The sequence below is a fragment of the Paenibacillus sp. FSL W8-0426 genome (genome assembly GCF_037969725.1).
Classification (GTDB): domain Bacteria; phylum Bacillota; class Bacilli; order Paenibacillales; family Paenibacillaceae; genus Paenibacillus; species Paenibacillus hubeiensis.
On record NZ_CP150203.1, the window covers coordinates 5,540,827 to 5,559,103 of the forward strand.

12 protein-coding genes are annotated in these 18,277 nt (G+C 54.3%); 2 read left to right on the forward strand and 10 right to left on the reverse strand.

Annotated elements, in window-relative coordinates; translation table 11 throughout:
- Nucleotides 1-28: 28 nt before the first annotated feature.
- Nucleotides 29-1,024, reverse strand: a complete 996-nt coding sequence (locus MKY59_RS25030; protein ID WP_339274324.1) for an MBL fold metallo-hydrolase — start codon at nucleotides 1,022-1,024, stop codon at nucleotides 29-31.
- A gap of 17 nt (nucleotides 1,025-1,041) precedes the next feature.
- Complete coding sequence (locus MKY59_RS25035) at nucleotides 1,042-1,785, reverse strand: class I SAM-dependent methyltransferase (RefSeq protein ID WP_339274326.1); 744 nt, start codon at nucleotides 1,783-1,785, stop codon at nucleotides 1,042-1,044.
- Nucleotides 1,786-2,042: 257 nt separating this feature from the next.
- On the opposite strand from MKY59_RS25035, the gene MKY59_RS25040 reads away from it, so the two are divergent.
- Nucleotides 2,043-2,918 (forward strand): DUF72 domain-containing protein, encoded by an 876-nt coding sequence (locus tag MKY59_RS25040; RefSeq protein ID WP_339274328.1) that lies wholly within the window; start codon nucleotides 2,043-2,045, stop codon nucleotides 2,916-2,918.
- A gap of 398 nt (nucleotides 2,919-3,316) precedes the next feature.
- On the opposite strand, the gene MKY59_RS25045 is transcribed toward MKY59_RS25040, so the two are convergent.
- From MKY59_RS25045 to MKY59_RS25080, 8 genes are all read right to left on the reverse strand, one after another.
- Entirely contained in the window at nucleotides 3,317-5,323 is a 2,007-nt protein-coding gene (locus tag MKY59_RS25045) for a glycoside hydrolase family 88 protein (protein ID WP_339274329.1), read from the reverse strand.
- Nucleotides 5,253-5,456: a hypothetical protein gene (locus MKY59_RS25050; RefSeq protein ID WP_339274331.1), complete on the reverse strand. Its 204-nt coding sequence runs from the start codon at nucleotides 5,454-5,456 to the stop codon at nucleotides 5,253-5,255. Before MKY59_RS25050 ends, MKY59_RS25045 begins: the two co-directional genes overlap by 71 nt.
- Before the next feature lie 77 nt (nucleotides 5,457-5,533).
- Nucleotides 5,534-6,367 carry a polysaccharide deacetylase family protein gene (locus MKY59_RS25055; protein ID WP_339274332.1) on the reverse strand — a complete coding sequence of 278 codons (834 nt, stop codon included), beginning with the start codon at nucleotides 6,365-6,367 and terminating at the stop codon, nucleotides 5,534-5,536.
- Between the two features lie 99 nt (nucleotides 6,368-6,466).
- Entirely contained in the window at nucleotides 6,467-9,823 is a 3,357-nt protein-coding gene (locus MKY59_RS25060; protein WP_339274333.1) for a glycosyl hydrolase, read from the reverse strand.
- Between the two features lie 231 nt (nucleotides 9,824-10,054).
- Nucleotides 10,055-11,563: an extracellular solute-binding protein gene (locus MKY59_RS25065; RefSeq protein WP_339274334.1), complete on the reverse strand. Its 1,509-nt coding sequence runs from the start codon at nucleotides 11,561-11,563 to the stop codon at nucleotides 10,055-10,057.
- An 18-nt stretch (nucleotides 11,564-11,581) separates the two neighbouring features.
- Nucleotides 11,582-12,469, reverse strand: coding sequence for a carbohydrate ABC transporter permease (locus MKY59_RS25070; RefSeq protein ID WP_236414467.1), 888 nt, complete (start codon nucleotides 12,467-12,469; stop codon nucleotides 11,582-11,584).
- Between the two features lie 95 nt (nucleotides 12,470-12,564).
- A complete protein-coding gene (locus MKY59_RS25075) occupies nucleotides 12,565-13,539 on the reverse strand; it encodes a sugar ABC transporter permease (RefSeq protein ID WP_339274335.1) in 975 nt (324 codons plus the stop codon).
- Nucleotides 13,540-13,806: 267 nt separating this feature from the next.
- Nucleotides 13,807-16,221, reverse strand: coding sequence for an AraC family transcriptional regulator (locus MKY59_RS25080; RefSeq protein WP_339274336.1), 2,415 nt, complete (start codon nucleotides 16,219-16,221; stop codon nucleotides 13,807-13,809).
- Between the two features lie 342 nt (nucleotides 16,222-16,563).
- On the opposite strand from MKY59_RS25080, the gene MKY59_RS25085 reads away from it, so the two are divergent.
- Entirely contained in the window at nucleotides 16,564-17,919 is a 1,356-nt protein-coding gene (locus MKY59_RS25085; RefSeq protein WP_339274338.1) for a dipeptidase, read from the forward strand.
- Nucleotides 17,920-18,277 lie beyond the last annotated feature (358 nt).

The window sequence follows — 18,277 nt, forward strand, 5'->3', positions numbered from 1 at the left end:
TTTGCTGAAACGTTTAGTGCAGGCTGCTTCAGGCGGTTCCATTGGCGACAAAAACGAATTCCCCCTCGGAACGCTGCTCCTGCTTGACGATTCCCCGACTTACAAGCTCCTGCAGGTGGGCCAGCGTTTCCCCCATGGCAAATCGAAGCTGCTGCGTACCAAGACGATCGCTAAACATCCAAATGCAAAGGTCATATGCGTGCGTATCCGCCTCACGAATCCGTTCCGCCATCTTATTCAGCCGTTCTTCATGATGCGTCAGCAAATAGGAGACTCGTTCGGCAAAAGCGGCAAACGGATTTCGATGGCCAGGATAGGCAACGGCCACATCCAAGGTGCCGAGACGGTGCAGGCCGGCGATATACGTGGCGAGTGGTTCGGGATCACTCCCTGGCTGCAGGCTGACGTTCGGCGAAATTTGCGGAAGGACGGCATCCCCGCACAACAGCTCTTTGGTTTCCGGCGCGTAAAATGAAAGATGCCCCGGGGCATGTCCCCCCGTCTCAACAGTCGTCCAGCGTTTATTCCCCATGTCCAGCCATTCCCCATCGGCAACATACGTTACTTCAGGCAGCGGGGCAACCTGGGCATGAAAACTTTTCATATGCTCGCCAAGCTGCTCCACCTTGTCTCTAGGCATGCCATGACTTCCGAAATAGGCAGGGAGCACCTCATCTATCGCTGCGTCCTCCCCCCACATCGTTTGCGCCTCCTGATAAGATCGCTTGGACATGCGTACAGGCGCACCCGACTTTGCCTGCATCCATCCGGATAGACCCAAGTGATCAGGATGATGATGCGTCAGCACAACCTGACGAATGTCCGCAAAGGAAATGCCCAGCCCTTCCAATGCTTCAGCCCACTCTTGCTCCGTTTCGGACGTGCGCGGTCCCGGATCGATAATGGTCGCTCCTCCATCCGCCTCGAGCAGAACATAGCTGTTCACCCAGCGTAACGGATAAGACATGCTGATCTGTATTCGATGCATGCCTTCCGGCAAAGGTATCGTTTCTGATCGTTTCATTGGTTTCTCCTCCTGGCTTACTCCTCTGGCCGATGGCCCACAAAAATCATGCGCGGCGACGACGTGGCATCATAGATTTCTTCATCGTAACCGCCATGGACCTGGTCCACCTCAAGCCCCGCTTGGGCGAGGAGATCTAGCATTTCATCGCGTGTATACAGTTTGACTCGTTCTTCATAGTTTCGGGGATCTCCCCCTGTTTCAACATCGGTAATCCGAATGTGTTTATGTACGTACCCGTCCCGAATAATGCGCTCTTCTTGAATCCGTTGTCCTTCATCCTCGCGTTCGGATCGGGCAACAAGATGCCGCTTTACATAGGCCGGGTTCAGAAAATCGATGATATAACGGCCCCCCGGCTTCAGCACCCGCCGGATTTGGCGCAATACCTTGAGCTGTTCCGCATCTTCACGGAAATAGCCGAATGAAGTAAACAGATTAACCACTGCATCATAATCGTTTTCCTGCGGCAGATTGCGCATGTCCGCCTGAGCCCACCGTACACGCTGCCCGGGATCCATCCTGCGCGCTTCACGAAGCAGCACTTCCGACAGGTCGATTCCCGTGACACGGAATCCGGCCTCAGCAAGCGCAAGCGAATGCCGCCCCATCCCGCAGCAAAGATCAAGCACTTTAGATCCCGGTTTGAGCCGCAGCCAGTTAATCATGTCATGCACTTCATGCTCCGCACCTTGCACATCCCGGTGTTTATAGACAAGCAGGTAGTCCTCTCCAAAGCTCTCTTCATACCATTCCGTCATTGCAGTTCGCCCTCCAACATGGTCAATAGCTTGTGTCTGTTTGAGTGTGCTTACATTGCATGTGCTGTATGTGGTACAGGCCAGGAGCGTTTCTCCAATGCTCTAGTCATTGTATCTCCTTCACCACCCAAACTCAAAGCATTCCGTATCTTCGTGTTGAACACCTATATAGGCAACAATATAATGGTAAACATGATCGCATGCCTTCAAACGGGTAATAGATAACATACATATCATGCCGCAGGAGGTGGAAACTCATGATTCGAATCGGACTAACGGGCTGGGGAGATCAAGATGACCTCTACCCGCTTCGTACCAAAGCCAAGGACAAACTTTCCCTGTACGGGCATTACTTTTCCACCGTCGAAGTGGATAGTTCGTTTTATGCCGTTCAGCCCAGGGACCGCATGGCGCGCTGGGCGTCGGAAACGCCGGACGGATTTTCTTTTATCGTCAAAGCCTATCAGGGCATGACCGGCCATTTGCGCGGCAAGCCCTATTTCAACAGCACCGGGGAAATGTACAAAGCATTTCGCGATTCGCTCGAACCCGTCATGGAAGCGGGAAAAATGCAGGCAGCGCTGTTCCAATATCCGCCATGGTTCGACTGCAACAAAGACAGCGTCCGGGAACTGCGCGAGGTCAAGCTGCGCATGGAAGGCATTCCGTGCGCCATCGAATTCCGGCATCGCAGCTGGTACGAGGGAGACATGCGTGAGCGGACGCTCGCTTTCCTGCAAGAGCAAGACTGGATCCATAGCGTGTGCGACGAGCCGCAAGCCGGGCAAGGCTCCATCCCCATCGTTGCAAGGGCAACTGATCCGGAGATGACGCTGGTGCGCATGCACGGGCGCAACGTCTCCGGCTGGCATCAGAACGGCGCACCGAATTGGCGCGAAACGCGGTATTTGTACCGCTACAGCAAGGAAGAGCTCAGCGAGTGGAAAGTTTATCTGGAGGAGCTTCAGCAGCAGAGCAAGGACGTGTTCGTCATTTTCAACAACAACTCCGGCGGCGATGCCGCAGCCAATGCCCAAATGATGATGGAGCTGCTGGATCAGCCGGTTAAGCCGTTCCCCGACCGGACAGAGCCGGAGGAAGAAGAAGGCCCTGAGCAGCTGGAGCTGTTTTGAGTCAAATCATTCTAACGAACCCAGAAAGTCTTATTCGGCACTTTATCGCAGGTTTGGGTGGCTAACGAAACACAGACACGCTATTGTACGTAAAATCAGCCTTTTTCACCAAATTGGCCTTCCTTAAGACCGCTGATGTTCGTAAGCATCCATCTTGCGTTCATACTCCGAAAATAAGGTGTTCAAGATTCGTTAGTGCCGGCACCGCTGGTTTGAACTTAAGAAAAAAAGGAGCAAATCCCAACCGGATATCCTCTTCCGCTGGGTTTTGCTCCTTTACTTTTTGCTTAGGGTTGGCTCTTTCTACGCGTAGTAGCATCGCTTTCGGTTACCTATCAATCTTAACTTGTGCCAAGGTGTCTAGTTCATGGGTTGCATGGGTTGCCGGACGTTCATCCCTATCGTTGCAGCGCGGCATCCGAGTCTGCGGACGATACGCGCCCTGCAAGCTCCTGGTTCAGTTTATGAGCCTCTAGCCCGGCCAGCAGCACGATGCCGATGCCGTGGGTGTCGTTCAGGATCCATCCCAGATCATCACGGTAGTATAAAGCGGTAAACGAATAACCCGAGCCGCGGCATACACCGTAAACGTTGCCTTTTGCGTCGATGGACAGGCGGGTCATGCCTTCCCAGCCTTTACGTACGGCCTCCAAGTATGGCTGCGGCTGCTCCAGCCAGCCCTCGCGAATGCCGCGGGCGAAGGCATAAATGAACATGGACGTGCAAGAGGTTTCCTCATAGGAATCCGGACGGTTCAGCACCTGATGCCACAGCCCGCTGCTGCCTTGAAGCGCAAGATAACCTTCGCATAGATCGCGATAGAAATCGAGCAAGTCCGCACGTTTAGGGTGCTCTTCAGGCAGAATGGACAACAGTTCCGTCAACGAGAACAATACCCAGCCATTCCCGCGTCCCCAAGGAATGCCCGTGGCGCTGCCGCGTACGAAATCGTAGACGTGGGACATGATCTTCAGCTCCGGGATGTACAGATACTTGCGGAACATGAAAAATTGGTTGACCGCATCGTCCCAATACGAAGAATCATCCACCCACTGGCCGTATCGCATCAGAAACGGTGTGCTCATGTACAGATCGTCGCACCACATCGTTTCCTGGCGCATCTCTCCGCTGCCGCGGACCCGGTAAAAGGCCCCGTCTTCCAGACGTTCCTGGTCGTCCGTCATATAACGCGCAATCCGGTGAGCCGTATCGAGCCCTCCCCGTATTTCGCCCAGCTCCATCGCCGCAAGCAGCGTAGAACCGAACGAGCCGCAATCGTCGAGGCTGTCGATCGCGGACAGCTGATTGTTGATCCCGGCTGCCCCGTAATTGGCCCTGTCCCAGAGTGCATAGCGATCAAACGAGGTGCTGAGCCCGATATGGTCGCGCACGTACTGCACGTAATCGCTCCGACCGAGCTCCTGCCCGGTGCGCAGCAGCCCAAGCAGCGTTACGCCGAGCGGGTAGTTCCATTTGCCGTAATGCGTGTTCTCCAAGTACGGCCGCACGCTGGTATCTGGCAGGTCCACCTGCCAGTATACGCCTTTGCCGCCATCGTTAAATACGGTGTCGGTCACTGTGATTTCATCCGGTCCCGGCTCGCTTCCGGCAGCAAAAGTTCCCGTGTACAGCCATGGGTCGGAACATCCGCAGACCAGATGAGGCGGCCTCAACCTCCAACCGCAACCCTGCGGCTCTTCCAAAGTAAATCCCCAGTCATTCTCGCCCTGCTTCAATTCGCCCCTGGCGACGAGATCTGCCGGGCCGTAACGGCGATCCAGCTCCACCCGATACGTGCCGCTCTCTGATGAGACGTATGCCTGCTTGCCATCAACATATAACGTCAATGCGCCGGTATGCTGACCTTCCAGCACCACGGGCGACGGTCCAGGCTCTGTGACGTCCAGCTTCGTCCAGGCATAAGCCACTCCCGGCTGGTCCATCCCGAAAATCCGGGCAAATGAACCCGAATTCAGCTCCTCTGCATTCCATTCACGGCGAGGATACCATGTCAAACCGGTATCTTCCTCGCTCATGCCGTCGCGGGGAAGCGAGGAGAGAGGTTCATCCAGCGGCTCGGAGTAAAGCCAGCCCTCTTGTCCGGCACGATCAAGCCCTGGCGTGAGGAAGTGCAAGGGAACGTTTTTGAACGAACCTGTTCCGTAAATGCCGCCGAAACCGACCTTCGTTTTCACAAAACAAAGCAATACGTCGTTCCATCCAGCACTGACCCGGATCGGAATGGACGTCCTTCTCTCGGGAAACAGCTCCTGCAGCAGCTCAGATTTGAAAATTTCCTCGCCATTCACGTACATCGTGACCGGGCTGTAGCAGTTAAGCCCCGTATTCAGCGTTGTTTCCCTGCTGGCTCCACAGCTTGCCCCATACGTACACGTACTGCCCAACCTTCGCATCTGCCCACTTGTCGGCCAAATTCAGATCGTAACGGTAATCGCCCAAACGGCGGAATCCTCCACGATGATAGGCCCTGAATAAAAAGGAATGCTTGGGATGATCGCCAATGTAACGCTGGGCCACCGTCGTCAAAATGTCCGGAATCGAATCATGTACCTTGCCTGCTATCGCTTCAGTTTCATGAAAATAACGAATGATCGTCAGCTCCCTTCCCCAACCAGGATTTGTTCCGCGAACTTGCGCGTCTCCCCTGCCTTCACTTCGACCACTTGCTGGTCCAGCGTAAACCAAACAGACATGGCTGACGGATTATGCACGATCGTGCGGTCTGCCGAGCATTCGAGACGTTTGACGGCTTTCCAGTAAGCAAGCACCTCCCGATTGGTGGCATACCACATGTCGTCCCGTCCGCCGATGGTTTCCGCAAAGGTTTCGATGATTTCCCAATCGTCGTTGTCGTTGAATTCGTAACTATGTCCCCACACATACAGCAGCAGCGGCGTTCCTGTCTTCGTATGCCGGATGAAACGATCCGTCTGTGCGGCCAGATCGTGGCTGTGGTGGCAAGTCGGATGCCATTCCAGCGGTCTCTCAGGCAAGGTGTACTGCCCATGCGATCGAACCGTGCGGGCATAATCGATGCCGAGCCACTCCAATTTCGTGCTAAGCGCCCGATCATAACCTCCGTTGGGGTACGCCATGCCTCTGACCGGATAACCGACGAGCTGTTCAAGCGCCTTGCGATCCTCCGTAATTTCTTCGACCAACACTTCATCGGGAACATACGTCAGCGTAGGATGCGTCACCGTATGCACGGCAACCTCGTGTCCCGCATATAGCTCTGCCACTTCTTCCTTGGCGACTTTCCCTTCTTTGCCGAGCAAGCCCGAGTTCAGGTTAAACGTGCCCCGCAGCCCATGCCGGTTCAAGATGTCAACCAGCCTGCGGTCGTGAATCACGCCATCGTCATAGCTAAGCGTCACGGCTTTCATCACGCCGCCCGGAAAGCGATCGAACTGAATGCGATGTACCATTGAATAGCCCTCCCCAGAATTGAATTCCACCAAAACTTTTGCAGCAGCCATCTTTCCATTTGCAGCGTACATCTCCCATGCCGATGAAACATCTTTGTGTTACTCGCCCGCTCGTGGAGACCTCGCCGTCTCACGCAAGCTGTGGCTGGCGAGATCAAAATATGTGCCTTCAAGCAGGCCGATCAGCGTATTCGTAACGCAAACTTCAATTGCGTTCTCCCCTGGTCGAAGCCATTCGGCTGCGCCCGTCCATTGATAAGGGGACCAGCATCTCACGCCAAGACTGTGCCCGTTCACTTTCACTTCGGCGGCATCCTGTACGTTCCAATCGCTAAATTCCAGTTCGAATGAGGATTCTTTCAAGTCGCCGAGGTCCAGTTCGACGCTTTTTCTATAACTCATTTCCCCGGCATAGTGAGGATATAATGCTTGCGGCTCTGGCGTTATGCGATCTGCCGTATCCGGTTCCCGCACCAAAGATGGAATGGGCCCGGCCCCATACTCCACCCCGAAACGCCCTTGCAAATAAATCGGATCGACGATGCCATGCTCATCCTTGGTTACCTGTACGGTCACGGTCAATTCGTTCAGGCCATGCCGGATCAGCGCTGAAATATCGCAGGCTACATTATCGTGATCCGTAATTTCGACCTTGCGGAACTGCTCGGGACGTATCTCCTGTCCATTGAGTTCCATGACCCACTGGCCCGTCACTGCAGCCCGGTCCATAAACAACGTGCAATCGGACGATGATGCGTCCCATTCGAATGAAGTTTGATAGCGGCACTCTACCGGATAGGACAGGCTTGCTTTTTTCGGGGTGCCGAACACCTGCGCGAACCGAAGCGGCAAACGATGGCGCTCGGACAATCCGGCGGCCTGATCGATAAACGGCTTGACCTCGACCTGCTCTCCGGTGATGAACTCGCCTTGCGCATCGGATGCTGTCAACCGGAAATGGCTTATCCGCAGCACGTTGGACTGCATGGCCTGCACGCTCCAAGGCCCTTCTGCAGACAGCGTGATCCGCGTCGGCTCTTTTCTCTGTTTCTCGTTACCTGCACCGGTTTTCACCAAGGATTCGGACGTATCCGCTTGCACCAACGACAATTTAATGGCATGGGCACCATAAGGGGCGAGTTCAAGCGAAATGCACCATTCCGCGCCATGTCTGGAACAAAACAACGCTTCCAAGGCACCTGTCTCCAGATCAAGCCGTTCGGCAACCAGCAACGATTCAGGCACCGACTTTGCATCCTGCCAAAGCCTTTCGGGCACGATATGCAGCTGCCCTTTCAGCCGCTGTCCCTCCTGGTTGGTCAGAAACACCATATACTCGCCTTCGGATAGCTCCCTCGTTTGCATCAGCATGGAGGAACTTTCTTCCTCCATGCTCCAGCTGACTGCCTCGGGCAGCACCTGGTCAAGCAGCAGGGAGATCAGCTCCAGGGAAGCATCATCTCCGCTTCCGGTCCCTGCGGGAAGAAAGTAGGAACTCCCTTTGCTGCCGCCGCCCCCGTCACTTTTTCCATCGCCCTGTCCCTGATGCCACATGGCTTCCGTGTCGTAGGCATCTGCTTCGCCGTGCAAGCCCCAATACTCTTCCTGGGCCAGCTCCGTTGCGCCGAAGAAACGGCCTGCCTCATCACCTGCCGGGCTGCCGGGCTGAATCGGAACATGCGGCGGCAAGCCAACCGAAACGACGGTTCCGCCCTGCTCTACGAATCGCTTCAACTGTTCCCAGGCCGCTGCCTCCAGATTCAGCATCGGCGGCAGGATCAGCACCTCATAACGTGCGACCCCGATCCGGATTACGCCGTCAGCAACATCCGCTTCAGCGAGCAGTTCCGGATCCAGATGGTCATAATCCCGCCGATTCTCCAGCAGATGAACGCCGATGCGCATCCAATCGTTCGTAAGCCGTTCCAGCTTGGCGCGTTCGTGCTCGTCCTGACCGCCGTATTCGAAACCGTGCAGCGGATTGCCCATCAGGCTCCAAAACGTGGTTGTCGGATCAAGCAGGGCGATGCGGATATGGGCCGTGCCTGTGCTCATCAGATAACCGAGACGTCCCGCATAATCCGCCAACTGGCGAAAATGCCGCCAATACGGGTTCTGCAGGAACTGCGACGGCGGAGCGTCGTGCTTCGCCAAACCTCCGATCGTATAGAAAAAGGCGTGGAAGTTATAGAAATTCGTGCCCATCGCCGCCATGCGGTCGATCATCCATTTGGCGTCCTGCAGCGTCATTGACCAGCCGACGCTGTGAAAACATTCAATCAGGTTGCGATCCCGTCCGAGCTGTCTTGCGAGCGAGCTGACCATTTTCGGATTCTCGCGCAGCCTTCTGCCGTAACGCTCCAGAATCCAGGAAAGGGAACGCCCGATTTTCTCGTGTGCGGAATCGCCTCCCGGCATATGGCTGAACAATTGGGTCGTCATGCGTACGCCGGGCACTTCTGCCGCATATTGAATGCCTGCCTTTTCGCACCAATCGTGCACTTGCTCATGATATGAGGACCGCAGCAGCAAATGCAGCGTTTGGTAATAGTCGTAGCGAATGCGCTCGGCTCCCGGCACATCGGCGTATAACAGCGCTGGCAACGCCCCTGTAAGACTGTAACCGCAGCGTTCGGCAAAATGTCGGGGGAGCTGCGGCGACCATGGGATGGCACCGAGCGGCGCGATTTCGTCGGTAAACATGCCCTTGATTACGCTTTCAAAGCGCTCTCCCACCGCTTCACGGTAACGGTCATGCGTCAGTTCGATAAATCGGGACATCGCCTCCCGGTGACAGGGGTCGACAAACGTGCCGTAGTACTTGAAATCGTCGATCTCCCGTTCCTGAAAAACGATGACGTCCCACTCTCCCGGCGGAGCATCCCACAGCAGTCGAAAGGCCGTCTGATATGTAAAAAACCGTTTGCGGTTGTAGGACGTCAGGCCGGTCTCCTGGTACACTTGCTCGGTCTGAATGTTGCCGATGAATCCGCGCACGTCAAGGGCATCCTTCCATATCCTCTGCCCCTCGTCATTTTTGGGAATCGCCCGGGCATACAGTATCCGTCCCCATGGCAGTTCCTTGTCCACATGATCTCCGCCTTGGACGGCAATCTGATGGTGAACGAGTTGGCGCTGCTTCGCCTCGGGATAATCAAGCGTCACTTCCCCTCCGGCCATGCCGCTGGGATAAGGATACTCGTCATACAGCCACACCTGCATGCCGCACTCCGCTGCAGCCTCAACCGCGATGCGGACCTTGTCGAACCAGGCTGCCGACAGATAAGGAACCTGCAGGCCCTGACGCGGGCAGATAAAAAATCCGCCGACACCCTGCCTGTGCATTTCGGCGATCTGCCTGCGGATTTGCCCTTCCTCCATGTCCCCGTTCCAAAACCAGAAAGGGTGTATCCGGTACTGCGCCTCGGGATTCAGAAACGTCTCCGAGTTCCACATGTTCGCCTTCCTCCCCGCATGTTCATGAATGATCTCCGCTTGCCTTTTCAGTGCGTTTAAGTTTGAATGCGTTTGTTTTTCTTTGATTATACATCAATTCCCAACGATGGAAACGTGAAATCAGCGTTCATTGCCCTGTTTTTTCAACAATTCTGTCCGATTCGTCCTAGGGAAACGGCCCGGCTGCCCTCGTTAGGGAACGCAAGGCCGCCGGGCTCCGTCATGTCATTTCTACTTCAGTGCTGAATACAGCTCGTTGACTTCCTTCACGTACTCGTCTCCGCCGCTGCTTTTCCACAAGGCAACCGCATCCTGGAAGCCCTTCTCGTCGATTTGGCCGACGATGTATTTGATGCGTGCATCGTTAATGATATTGTCGAGCTGAGGTCCCTTCTGAGCGTACACATCGGAGATCAACGGTTCGCCCGGATTGGGAACGACGATCTCTTCGTTGGCTTTCTGTACTTCAATGACTTTCTCGCGCACTGGCGTCGGCTCGATGCGGAAAGCCCGGTCCTCCGGCACGAACATCAGAATTTGGTTCAAGCCCTGCAGATCGCGCAGCTTGAGCTTATCGGTCGTCGGAACGATATAATCTCCTTTTTTCTCGTACTGCTGGCCTTCCAAGCCGTTGGACAATAGCGCCTGCAGCTCCTGGTCGTTCAATTTATCCAGGAACGTGAGTACTTTTTTCAAATCTTCTTCGGTTTTGACGCTGCTCTTCGACACGGCAATGAGGCCGTTGTATCCCGACGTCGGCATATCGCGAAGCCCCTTCGGCCCCTCCATCGCCTGCAGCACGTCGACGCGTCCGGTCGCCGCCGGGTCCTTCTCCAATATTTTCTGATCCATGCGCTGGGCATTGTCGGCCACGTCGACCATCACTCCGGCTTGCCCGTTCACGAACGGATCGGACAGCTTGGTCGCATCCATGACGGCAAAGTCCTTGTTGACCAAACCTTCGCTGTATATTTTGCGGAAAAAGTTCAATGCGTCCATGTATTCCTGCGTTTCGTGAGCCGGAACGAGCTTGCCGCTCTCGTCCTCGCCCCATTTGTTCGGTGCGCCGAACCAGATCTGCATGTTGTCCCACGGACCGGTGAACTTGCTGGCAACCAGGCCGTACGTATCGTCCTTTCCGTTGCCGTCCGGGTCGTCATGCGTGAACGCTTTGAGCACATTGTAGAACTCGTCGATCGTCTTTGGTTCCTTCAGTCCGAGATTCTCCAGCCAATCCTTGCGGATGGTCACCCCGTTGCGGCCGAGCGGGCGAGCCCGGTAAATGCCGTACGTTTTGCCGTCGATGGAGGCGTTGTTCGTGATGATCTCGTTCATTTGGCTCAGGTTCGGATAATCCTTCAGGTAAGGGCCAAGCTCCCAGAATGCCCCTGTCCGTGCCGCATTGATGAAACTCGGCGTTTTGCCCAGCACGACCATAATGTCCGGCAGCTTGCCCGATGCAAGCGTAATGTTGAATTTGTCGTCATACGAGCTGCTCGGCACCCACTGCAGATTGACATCCACGCCCGTCAGCTCCTCTAACTTTTGCACGACAGGGCTGTTCTCCGGCGGATTTTCCGCTTCGAAGTTCGGCAGCATAATGGTCAGCTGCTCCTTGCCCTCAGCGCTTCCCCCGCCTTCGGCCGGTTTATCGGTCGAGCACGCCGCCAGAATCGTTCCCAATAACATGGATGCGCAAATTACAAGCGCCACCTTTTTCAAACCCGTTTTTTGTCCCATACGTTCTCCCCCTTGGCTTTAACCTTTGATTGAACCTAACATGACACCTTTGGCAAAATGCTTCTGCAAAAACGGATACACCAGCAAAATCGGAATGGTGCCGACGACGATGACCGCCATTTTCACCGACTGTTCCGGCGGTTTGACGAAATTGGGGTCCATGTTGGCCATATCGCCCACGCTGGCCTGCGATAGCAGCACAATCTGTCTCAGCATGACCTGCAAGGGCCATTTGCTGCTGTCCGAAATGTACAGCAATGCCGAGAAAAAGTTGTTCCAGTGTCCTACCGCGTAAAACAGCGCAAACGTGGCAATGACCGGTTTGGATAGAGGCAGGATGATCCGCCACAATACCCCAAGATCGGAACAGCCGTCGATCCGGGCCGCTTCCTCCAGCCCAGGCGGCATTTGCTGAAAAAAGTTTTTGACCACAATCAAGTTGAAAGCGCTGATCGCGCCAGGAAGCATCAGGGCCCAGTAGGAATCGAGCAGTCCAAGTCCACGAATGACAAGGTAGGTCGGAATCATGCCGCCCCCGAACAGCATGGAGAAAATGACCATGTTCATGATCAAATTGCGTCCCCAGAAATCGCTGCGCGACAGCGGATAAGCCATCGTCATCGTGAAAAACAGGTTCACCAACGTGCCCGCAACGGTAATGAAGATGGAGACGCCGATGCTGCGGAAGATGGTGGATGAAGAAAAAATGTATTCATACGCGCTAAGCGAGAACACCTTGGGGACCAGGAAAAAGCTTCGTTCGGTAATTTCAGCCTCGGTGGCAAACGAATTACCGATAATGTACAGGAACGGCAGGACGGTCAGGATGCCCAGTATGCCGAGCAGGATGTAGTTGAATACGTCGAACACCCTGCCCGCAGGGCTGTTGAACAAACGGCTGTTCATGGGCGGTGCCTCCTTTTGAAGAATGGGTTACATTGCGTGCAGACCGAGCCTGCATGACAAATACGGGGACCGGGACAATACCGTGATGGCTAGTGCTAGTAAATGCCCGGATGGCCGAATTTTTTGGCAAGCTTGTTGCTGCCGAGCACCAGAATGATGCCGACGACCGATTTGAACAGGCCTACCGCGGTACTGTAACTGAATGCTCCTTGCGTGATCCCGACGGTATACACGTAAGTATCGAAGACATCCGCCACATCGCGATTGAGCGAATTGGTCATCAGGTAGATTTGCTCGAACCCGGTGTCCAGAAAGTTGCCCAGCCTCAAGATGAGCAAAATGACGATGGTCGTGCGGATCGCCGGAAGCGTCACATGCCACATGCGCCGCAGCCTGCCTGCACCGTCCACAATAGAAGCTTCATATTGTTCAGTATCCACACCGGCCAGTGCCGCGAGGAAGATGATCGTGCCCCACCCCATCTCCTTCCACATCATCTGAATGATGATGAGCGGACGGAAGGCGTCCGGACTGGAAAGCACATCAATCGGTTTGCCCGTAATCCAGGCGATCAGTTCATACAGAATGCCGCCTTGAGGCGTCAGAAATACATATGTGATGCTGGCGATGATGACCATCGACACAAAGTGGGGCACGTAGACCAGCGTTTGAATCGTTCTTTTGAAAAAGGCCATTCGGATTTCATTCAACAATAAAGCGATGATGATCGGTGCCGGGAAAAAGAAGATCAAATCATAGATGGCAAGGATCAACGTATTGCGAAGCAGCCGGAAAAAATCCGGATTGGAGAAGAAGGTCGTGAAATTCTCGAAGCCTACCCACTCCGAATTGCGAATGCCCAGAAACGGCTGGTAATCCTGAAAAGCAATGACGATCCCCCACATGGGCAAATATTTAAAGATGACGAAGTATAAAAAACCGGGAAGCACAAGCACGTATAACCATTTGTTGCGTCTGATCTGCCTTTTCCAGTTCGCCTCCTGTTTCGTATGCAGCCCGGAGCCTTCGGTCTGGATCGCGGCGGCGGCATTCTCATTCTTCCCGCTCATAGCTCTCTCCCCTCTCCCAATTGAAAGCGTTACCAATATGCCTGTTAACCACAGTATACATCCGGTATTTTTCCGGCAACCTTCATTTTTTGCAAAGGGACCGCAGGGCCGCACCAAGCCCGCTATAGCGCCATTTCCAAAGCGGCTTGCACCTTTTTGGACTTAATGCATTGCACATTTTTGCAACTTGCTACATCTTTGCTTTGAGAGCAGTTCTAAGCTTTGCGGATAAACAAAACCGGAATCCGTGAAGCCGGATTCCGGTGATTATTTGCCACTCCATTGATCGCGATATTGACTCGGCGTGATGCCTTCCTGTTTTTTGAAAATGCGATTGAAATAACTATGCTGGTACCCCACCTCGCCTGCGATATCGTTAATCTTCATCGTGGTCTCGCGGAGCAGTTTCTTGGCGGCATCCATGCGGACACGGGTCAGGTAATCGATAAAGTTCATGCCTGATACCTGTTTGAATGCTTTGCTTAACGCATAAGCGGTCATTTGCTCCGCATCCGCACAGCTTTCGAGCGAAAGTTCGCTGCGATAGTTCTCCTCGATATAACGCATCGTACGCTCAACGACCTGCTTCAGCGGTTCTTGGGCGCGCTGTTCGATTTCCACTGCATACGGCCGGATCACCTCGCGAATCATCCACTGCGCCATCTGTTCCGGTTCGCGAATCGCCGATAAACGCTCATACATATTGATGCCTTCGAACAGCCTGTAAGGCGTTACCCCGGTCTGCAGCATCGTATGCTGTATGCTTCCGAGAAGCTGCAGCATCATCTGCTGCAGGCGGAATTCGGTGCTTCCGCTGTGCATAATCTCGGCCATGAAGCGTTCAAGCCCTTGCTGCGCCTCGTCCTGCTTGCCCATGCGAATCGCCTGAATGATCTCCCGCTCCAGACCAAGAGGATATGTTGCCTCGTCCATGCGGCGCCGGAAACATTGCTCGTCCTCCAAATCGAGCACCTGGTTCCCTTCCTCCACGCTTCGGTAAGCGACGGCTTGCTCCATTTCCACATAAATGCCCGGCAGCTCCTTGAGCTCTGCTGCCGCCCGGCCGATCATCAGCGTCACGTTCATTTTAAGCGTGCGGTTCATGACGTCTATAAATTCCTGCGCCCAGGCCATGGCTTGTTGTTTGGCGTCCAGCACGTTTGGCGTGACCACCAGCATCGCTGCCGACAGATCATGGAAATTCATGACGCTGACCTGGGTGAAATGTTCCCTCGCGACCTCTTCGATAATATTGACTGCCGCAAAGGTAACGAGTCCGGTATCCTTCGTTTCGAACCGGCCCTCCAGCCGGGAGTACCCGGTGAAGTACATTTGCATCAGCAAATAGCGATGCGCTTCGACATCAAAGCCCAGATTACGCATCCGTTGTCTCAGATCCTGCTCGTTGTAGGCAAGCAAGTGACCCTGTACCAACTGCAGCACAAAGCTGTCGCGCAAATGCGGAAGCTGTTCCTGCAGTTGGCGGTGAGCAGACAAACTCTGCGAAGTCAGTTCATGCCACTGCTGTTCCAGCAGCTCGAATTCGTCCAGTCCCATGCCGGGAAGCGTTTCGTTTCTGTTCGGCGACAACAAATGAAGCATCCTGGCGACCGGAGAATAGATCCGATGGGAGGCGAACCACGACAGAAGCAGCCCCAGCAGCAAGCTGCCTGCGCTGGCGATCACGATGATTTTGGATACCAGCTTGACCGGTGACGTTACGGACGATAACGGCGCGGCCGATACGTACGTCCAATCCGAATCAATCCGGCTCAACGATCCATAGGAGACCGAGTAGGTCTCATCCCCATATTTATACAGAAAGGACGGATTGTCTGCATGCTCGGCCAACGCTTCCTTAAGCCGAAGCTCAAAATCCTTCTCCTGTTCGCTTGCTCCAGGGTTTCCGGTGACCAGCGTGTTTCCTTCCCCATCCATCAGGAACGTGAAACCTTCGTCATATGGAGTAAGCGTTTTCAGTAAACTGGCGATTTTATCGTTATCCACCGTGATGATCAATGCGCCAAAGGGATTGACGCTCTCCCCCGGTATTTTGTGCACCAGCACCAGCCCTTCCCCTTTCCCCATATTCAGCAGGCTGCTGCCGGAAGGCTTGGATTCAGATTCGGAGACGGATTGGCCGGCCGTCCAGTCGGTCCAGTAAACATGGTTGCCCATCGAGAGGTAGCGGTCGTACGCCCGGATCTCTGCTTCATTGTTCAATTCGTTGTATTCGTGGTTAAACAAAATCGGCTGCGGTTCCCTCAAATACATCTGCACGGATTGGATCAGCGGATGGGAACCCTGAAGGACGTAAAGCGTCGTCACGATCTCCTGCGTTTCCTTGAAATAATAGACGAAATCCAACGTGCGCAGAGCACTCCCGAACCGAGGTTCGAACGCCCAATGGGACAGGTTCATTTCCAGATAAGCCAATTGGTCGTCCACGTTGCGGGCCCGGTTCTCGATCTGGCTCTGATGCATGCGGTTGAATTCACTCTCCATCTGTCCTACGACCATCCGATACATGACGCCGCCGGTAATCAATCCCGGAATGCTGGCAATGAGCAAAATCAACATTAAGCTGTTCCGGTAAAAGCGGCCCCGCTGCCGCCCTGATCCCCAACGGTTCGTGCGCAGCCAGCGTCCGGCGGACATGCCTGCTCTTCTAATCGGTTCCATCGAGCCCCACCTGCCTGTCTGCATATGTACTCCATGTCATGGAAGTTCCTCATCTCCCTTGTAACATGATCTGCCCTCCGGCTTTCCGCCTTGCTTTTTTCGTTCATGGAACCGAGGGACGGAAGGGTATGATGCGATCCATGCGCAATCGTATTCCTGTATCTTCGTAGTTTCTTATTTTCCCATCAACCTTGATGGATTGTAAACCCTTTCCTGTATTATAAGCTCATTCCATAGCCGAAAGAAATGGTGCAAAAACGAACATTTTTTAACCGATGTTTTATTACGCGGGCAAAATGGATTACAATGGAGTTAAGCAGACATGAAGGAGGCTCTTGATCGATGAAAGAACAAGCTTATTTTCAGGAAAATAGAGAAAAACACCTGGCTGAGTTGAACGAATGGTTGTCCATTCCGAGCATTTCTGCCATTTCCACGTATAAAGAGGATGTACAACGTGCCGCGAAATGGGCAGCGGATGCGCTCACGCGCGCAGGCATGGAAAATGTGGAAATCATTCAGACCGCTGGACACCCGATCGTGTACGCCGACCATTTGCATGCCCCAGGCAAACCGACGGCTCTGATTTACGGTCACTATGACGTACAGCCGGTCGATCCGCTGAATCTGTGGGAGACGCCTCCGTTCGAACCGACAGTGCGCGACGGCAAACTGTATGCTCGCGGGGCAACTGACGATAAAGGCCAAATTTTCTTACATATTAAAGCGGTTGAAGCCTTGCTCGCCGAAAACAAAGAGCTGCCCGTCAACGTGAAATTCTGCATCGAGGGCGAGGAGGAAATCTCCAGCCCGAATTTGCCGATTTATTTGAACGACAACACGGAGAAGCTGCGCGCAGACATGGTGCTGATCTCCGATACGTCGTTGCTGGAAAAAGGAAAACCGGCCATCTCCACGGGCCTGCGCGGCTTGTGTTCGCTCGAAGTCGATCTGTACACGGCCAACACGGACCTGCATTCCGGCAGCTTCGGCGGCGGCGTGCCAAATGCGCTGCATGCGCTCGTATCGCTGCTCGCTTCGCTGCATGACGAGCAAGGCCGCGTGAGCGTCGACGGATTCTACGATGGCGTGCTGCCATTGTCTGCCGAGATGAGAGAAGAATTCGTGAAGCAAGGCTTCAACGAAGAGCAGCTTCGCCAGGACCTGGGACTGGAACAATTGTACGGCGAAGAAGGCTATTCCTTCGTGGAGCGGGTCGGAGCGCGTCCGACCTTGGAGCTGAACGGCGTTTGGGGCGGCTTCCAGGGGGAAGGCACCAAAACCGTCATTCCAAAGGAAGCCCATGCCAAAATCACGTGCCGTCTCGTGGCCGATCAGGACCCGCAGCATGTGCTGGACCGCATCGAAGCCCACCTGCACGCACATGTGCAGCCTGGCGCAACGATTCAAGTGAAGCAAATCGAACGCGCTTTTGCATTTAATACCGATCCTTCCAATCCGATCCTGCAAAAAGCGGCAGACGCCTACGAGCAAGTCTACGGTGTGCGCGCGTTGTTCACGAAGGACGGCGGCTCCATCCCGATCGTCGAGAAGCTGTCCCGCGTGCTGGGCGTTCCGGCCGTCATGATGGGCTTCGGCTTGCCGGACGAAAACCTGCATGCCCCGAACGAGCACTTCAACCTGGAGAACTTCGATAAAGGGCTGCTCACCATCGTGCAATTCCTGAAAAGCCTGTAAGCAAACGATTTGTCCTTGATATGGTTCGATTGTTATTAATTTGATGGGTTGGTTACTGTTTATGGCCGATTCCATGCTTGCATGGCGAGCCTGCACCTCTGTATGAAGAATGGGATTTGACCCTGGGATACGGACGGTGACCCCCGACTTATAGGTTGAAGTTGCTGTACGCTACCAAGGGCAGGGCGTGTTGCCCCGTATCGCTTAAACTCTTACGAATCTGACACATCTTATTGGCTCGACAGACGGTGTATTCCAAATGTAACGAACATCAGACACGTTATTCGTACCACATCAGCTCGTTCGGAGCCAATTTCGGCAAAATAACGATGCTGAGGTTCGTTAACATTTCTGGACA

Coding starts and splice junctions, on each gene's coding strand:
- MKY59_RS25080 (WP_339274336.1), bottom strand. CDS start 16,221: ATGGAACCGATTAGAAGAGCAGGCATGTCCGCCGGACGCTGGCTGCGC.
- MKY59_RS25060 (WP_339274333.1), bottom strand. CDS start 9,823: ATGTGGAACTCGGAGACGTTTCTGAATCCCGAGGCGCAGTACCGGATA.
- MKY59_RS25085 (WP_339274338.1), top strand. CDS start 16,564: ATGAAAGAACAAGCTTATTTTCAGGAAAATAGAGAAAAACACCTGGCT.
- MKY59_RS25070 (WP_236414467.1), bottom strand. CDS start 12,469: ATGAACAGCCGTTTGTTCAACAGCCCTGCGGGCAGGGTGTTCGACGTA.
- MKY59_RS25065 (WP_339274334.1), bottom strand. CDS start 11,563: ATGGGACAAAAAACGGGTTTGAAAAAGGTGGCGCTTGTAATTTGCGCA.
- MKY59_RS25055 (WP_339274332.1), bottom strand. CDS start 6,367: ATGGTACATCGCATTCAGTTCGATCGCTTTCCGGGCGGCGTGATGAAA.
- MKY59_RS25075 (WP_339274335.1), bottom strand. CDS start 13,539: ATGAGCGGGAAGAATGAGAATGCCGCCGCCGCGATCCAGACCGAAGGC.
- MKY59_RS25030 (WP_339274324.1), bottom strand. CDS start 1,024: ATGAAACGATCAGAAACGATACCTTTGCCGGAAGGCATGCATCGAATA.
- MKY59_RS25035 (WP_339274326.1), bottom strand. CDS start 1,785: ATGACGGAATGGTATGAAGAGAGCTTTGGAGAGGACTACCTGCTTGTC.
- MKY59_RS25040 (WP_339274328.1), top strand. CDS start 2,043: ATGATTCGAATCGGACTAACGGGCTGGGGAGATCAAGATGACCTCTAC.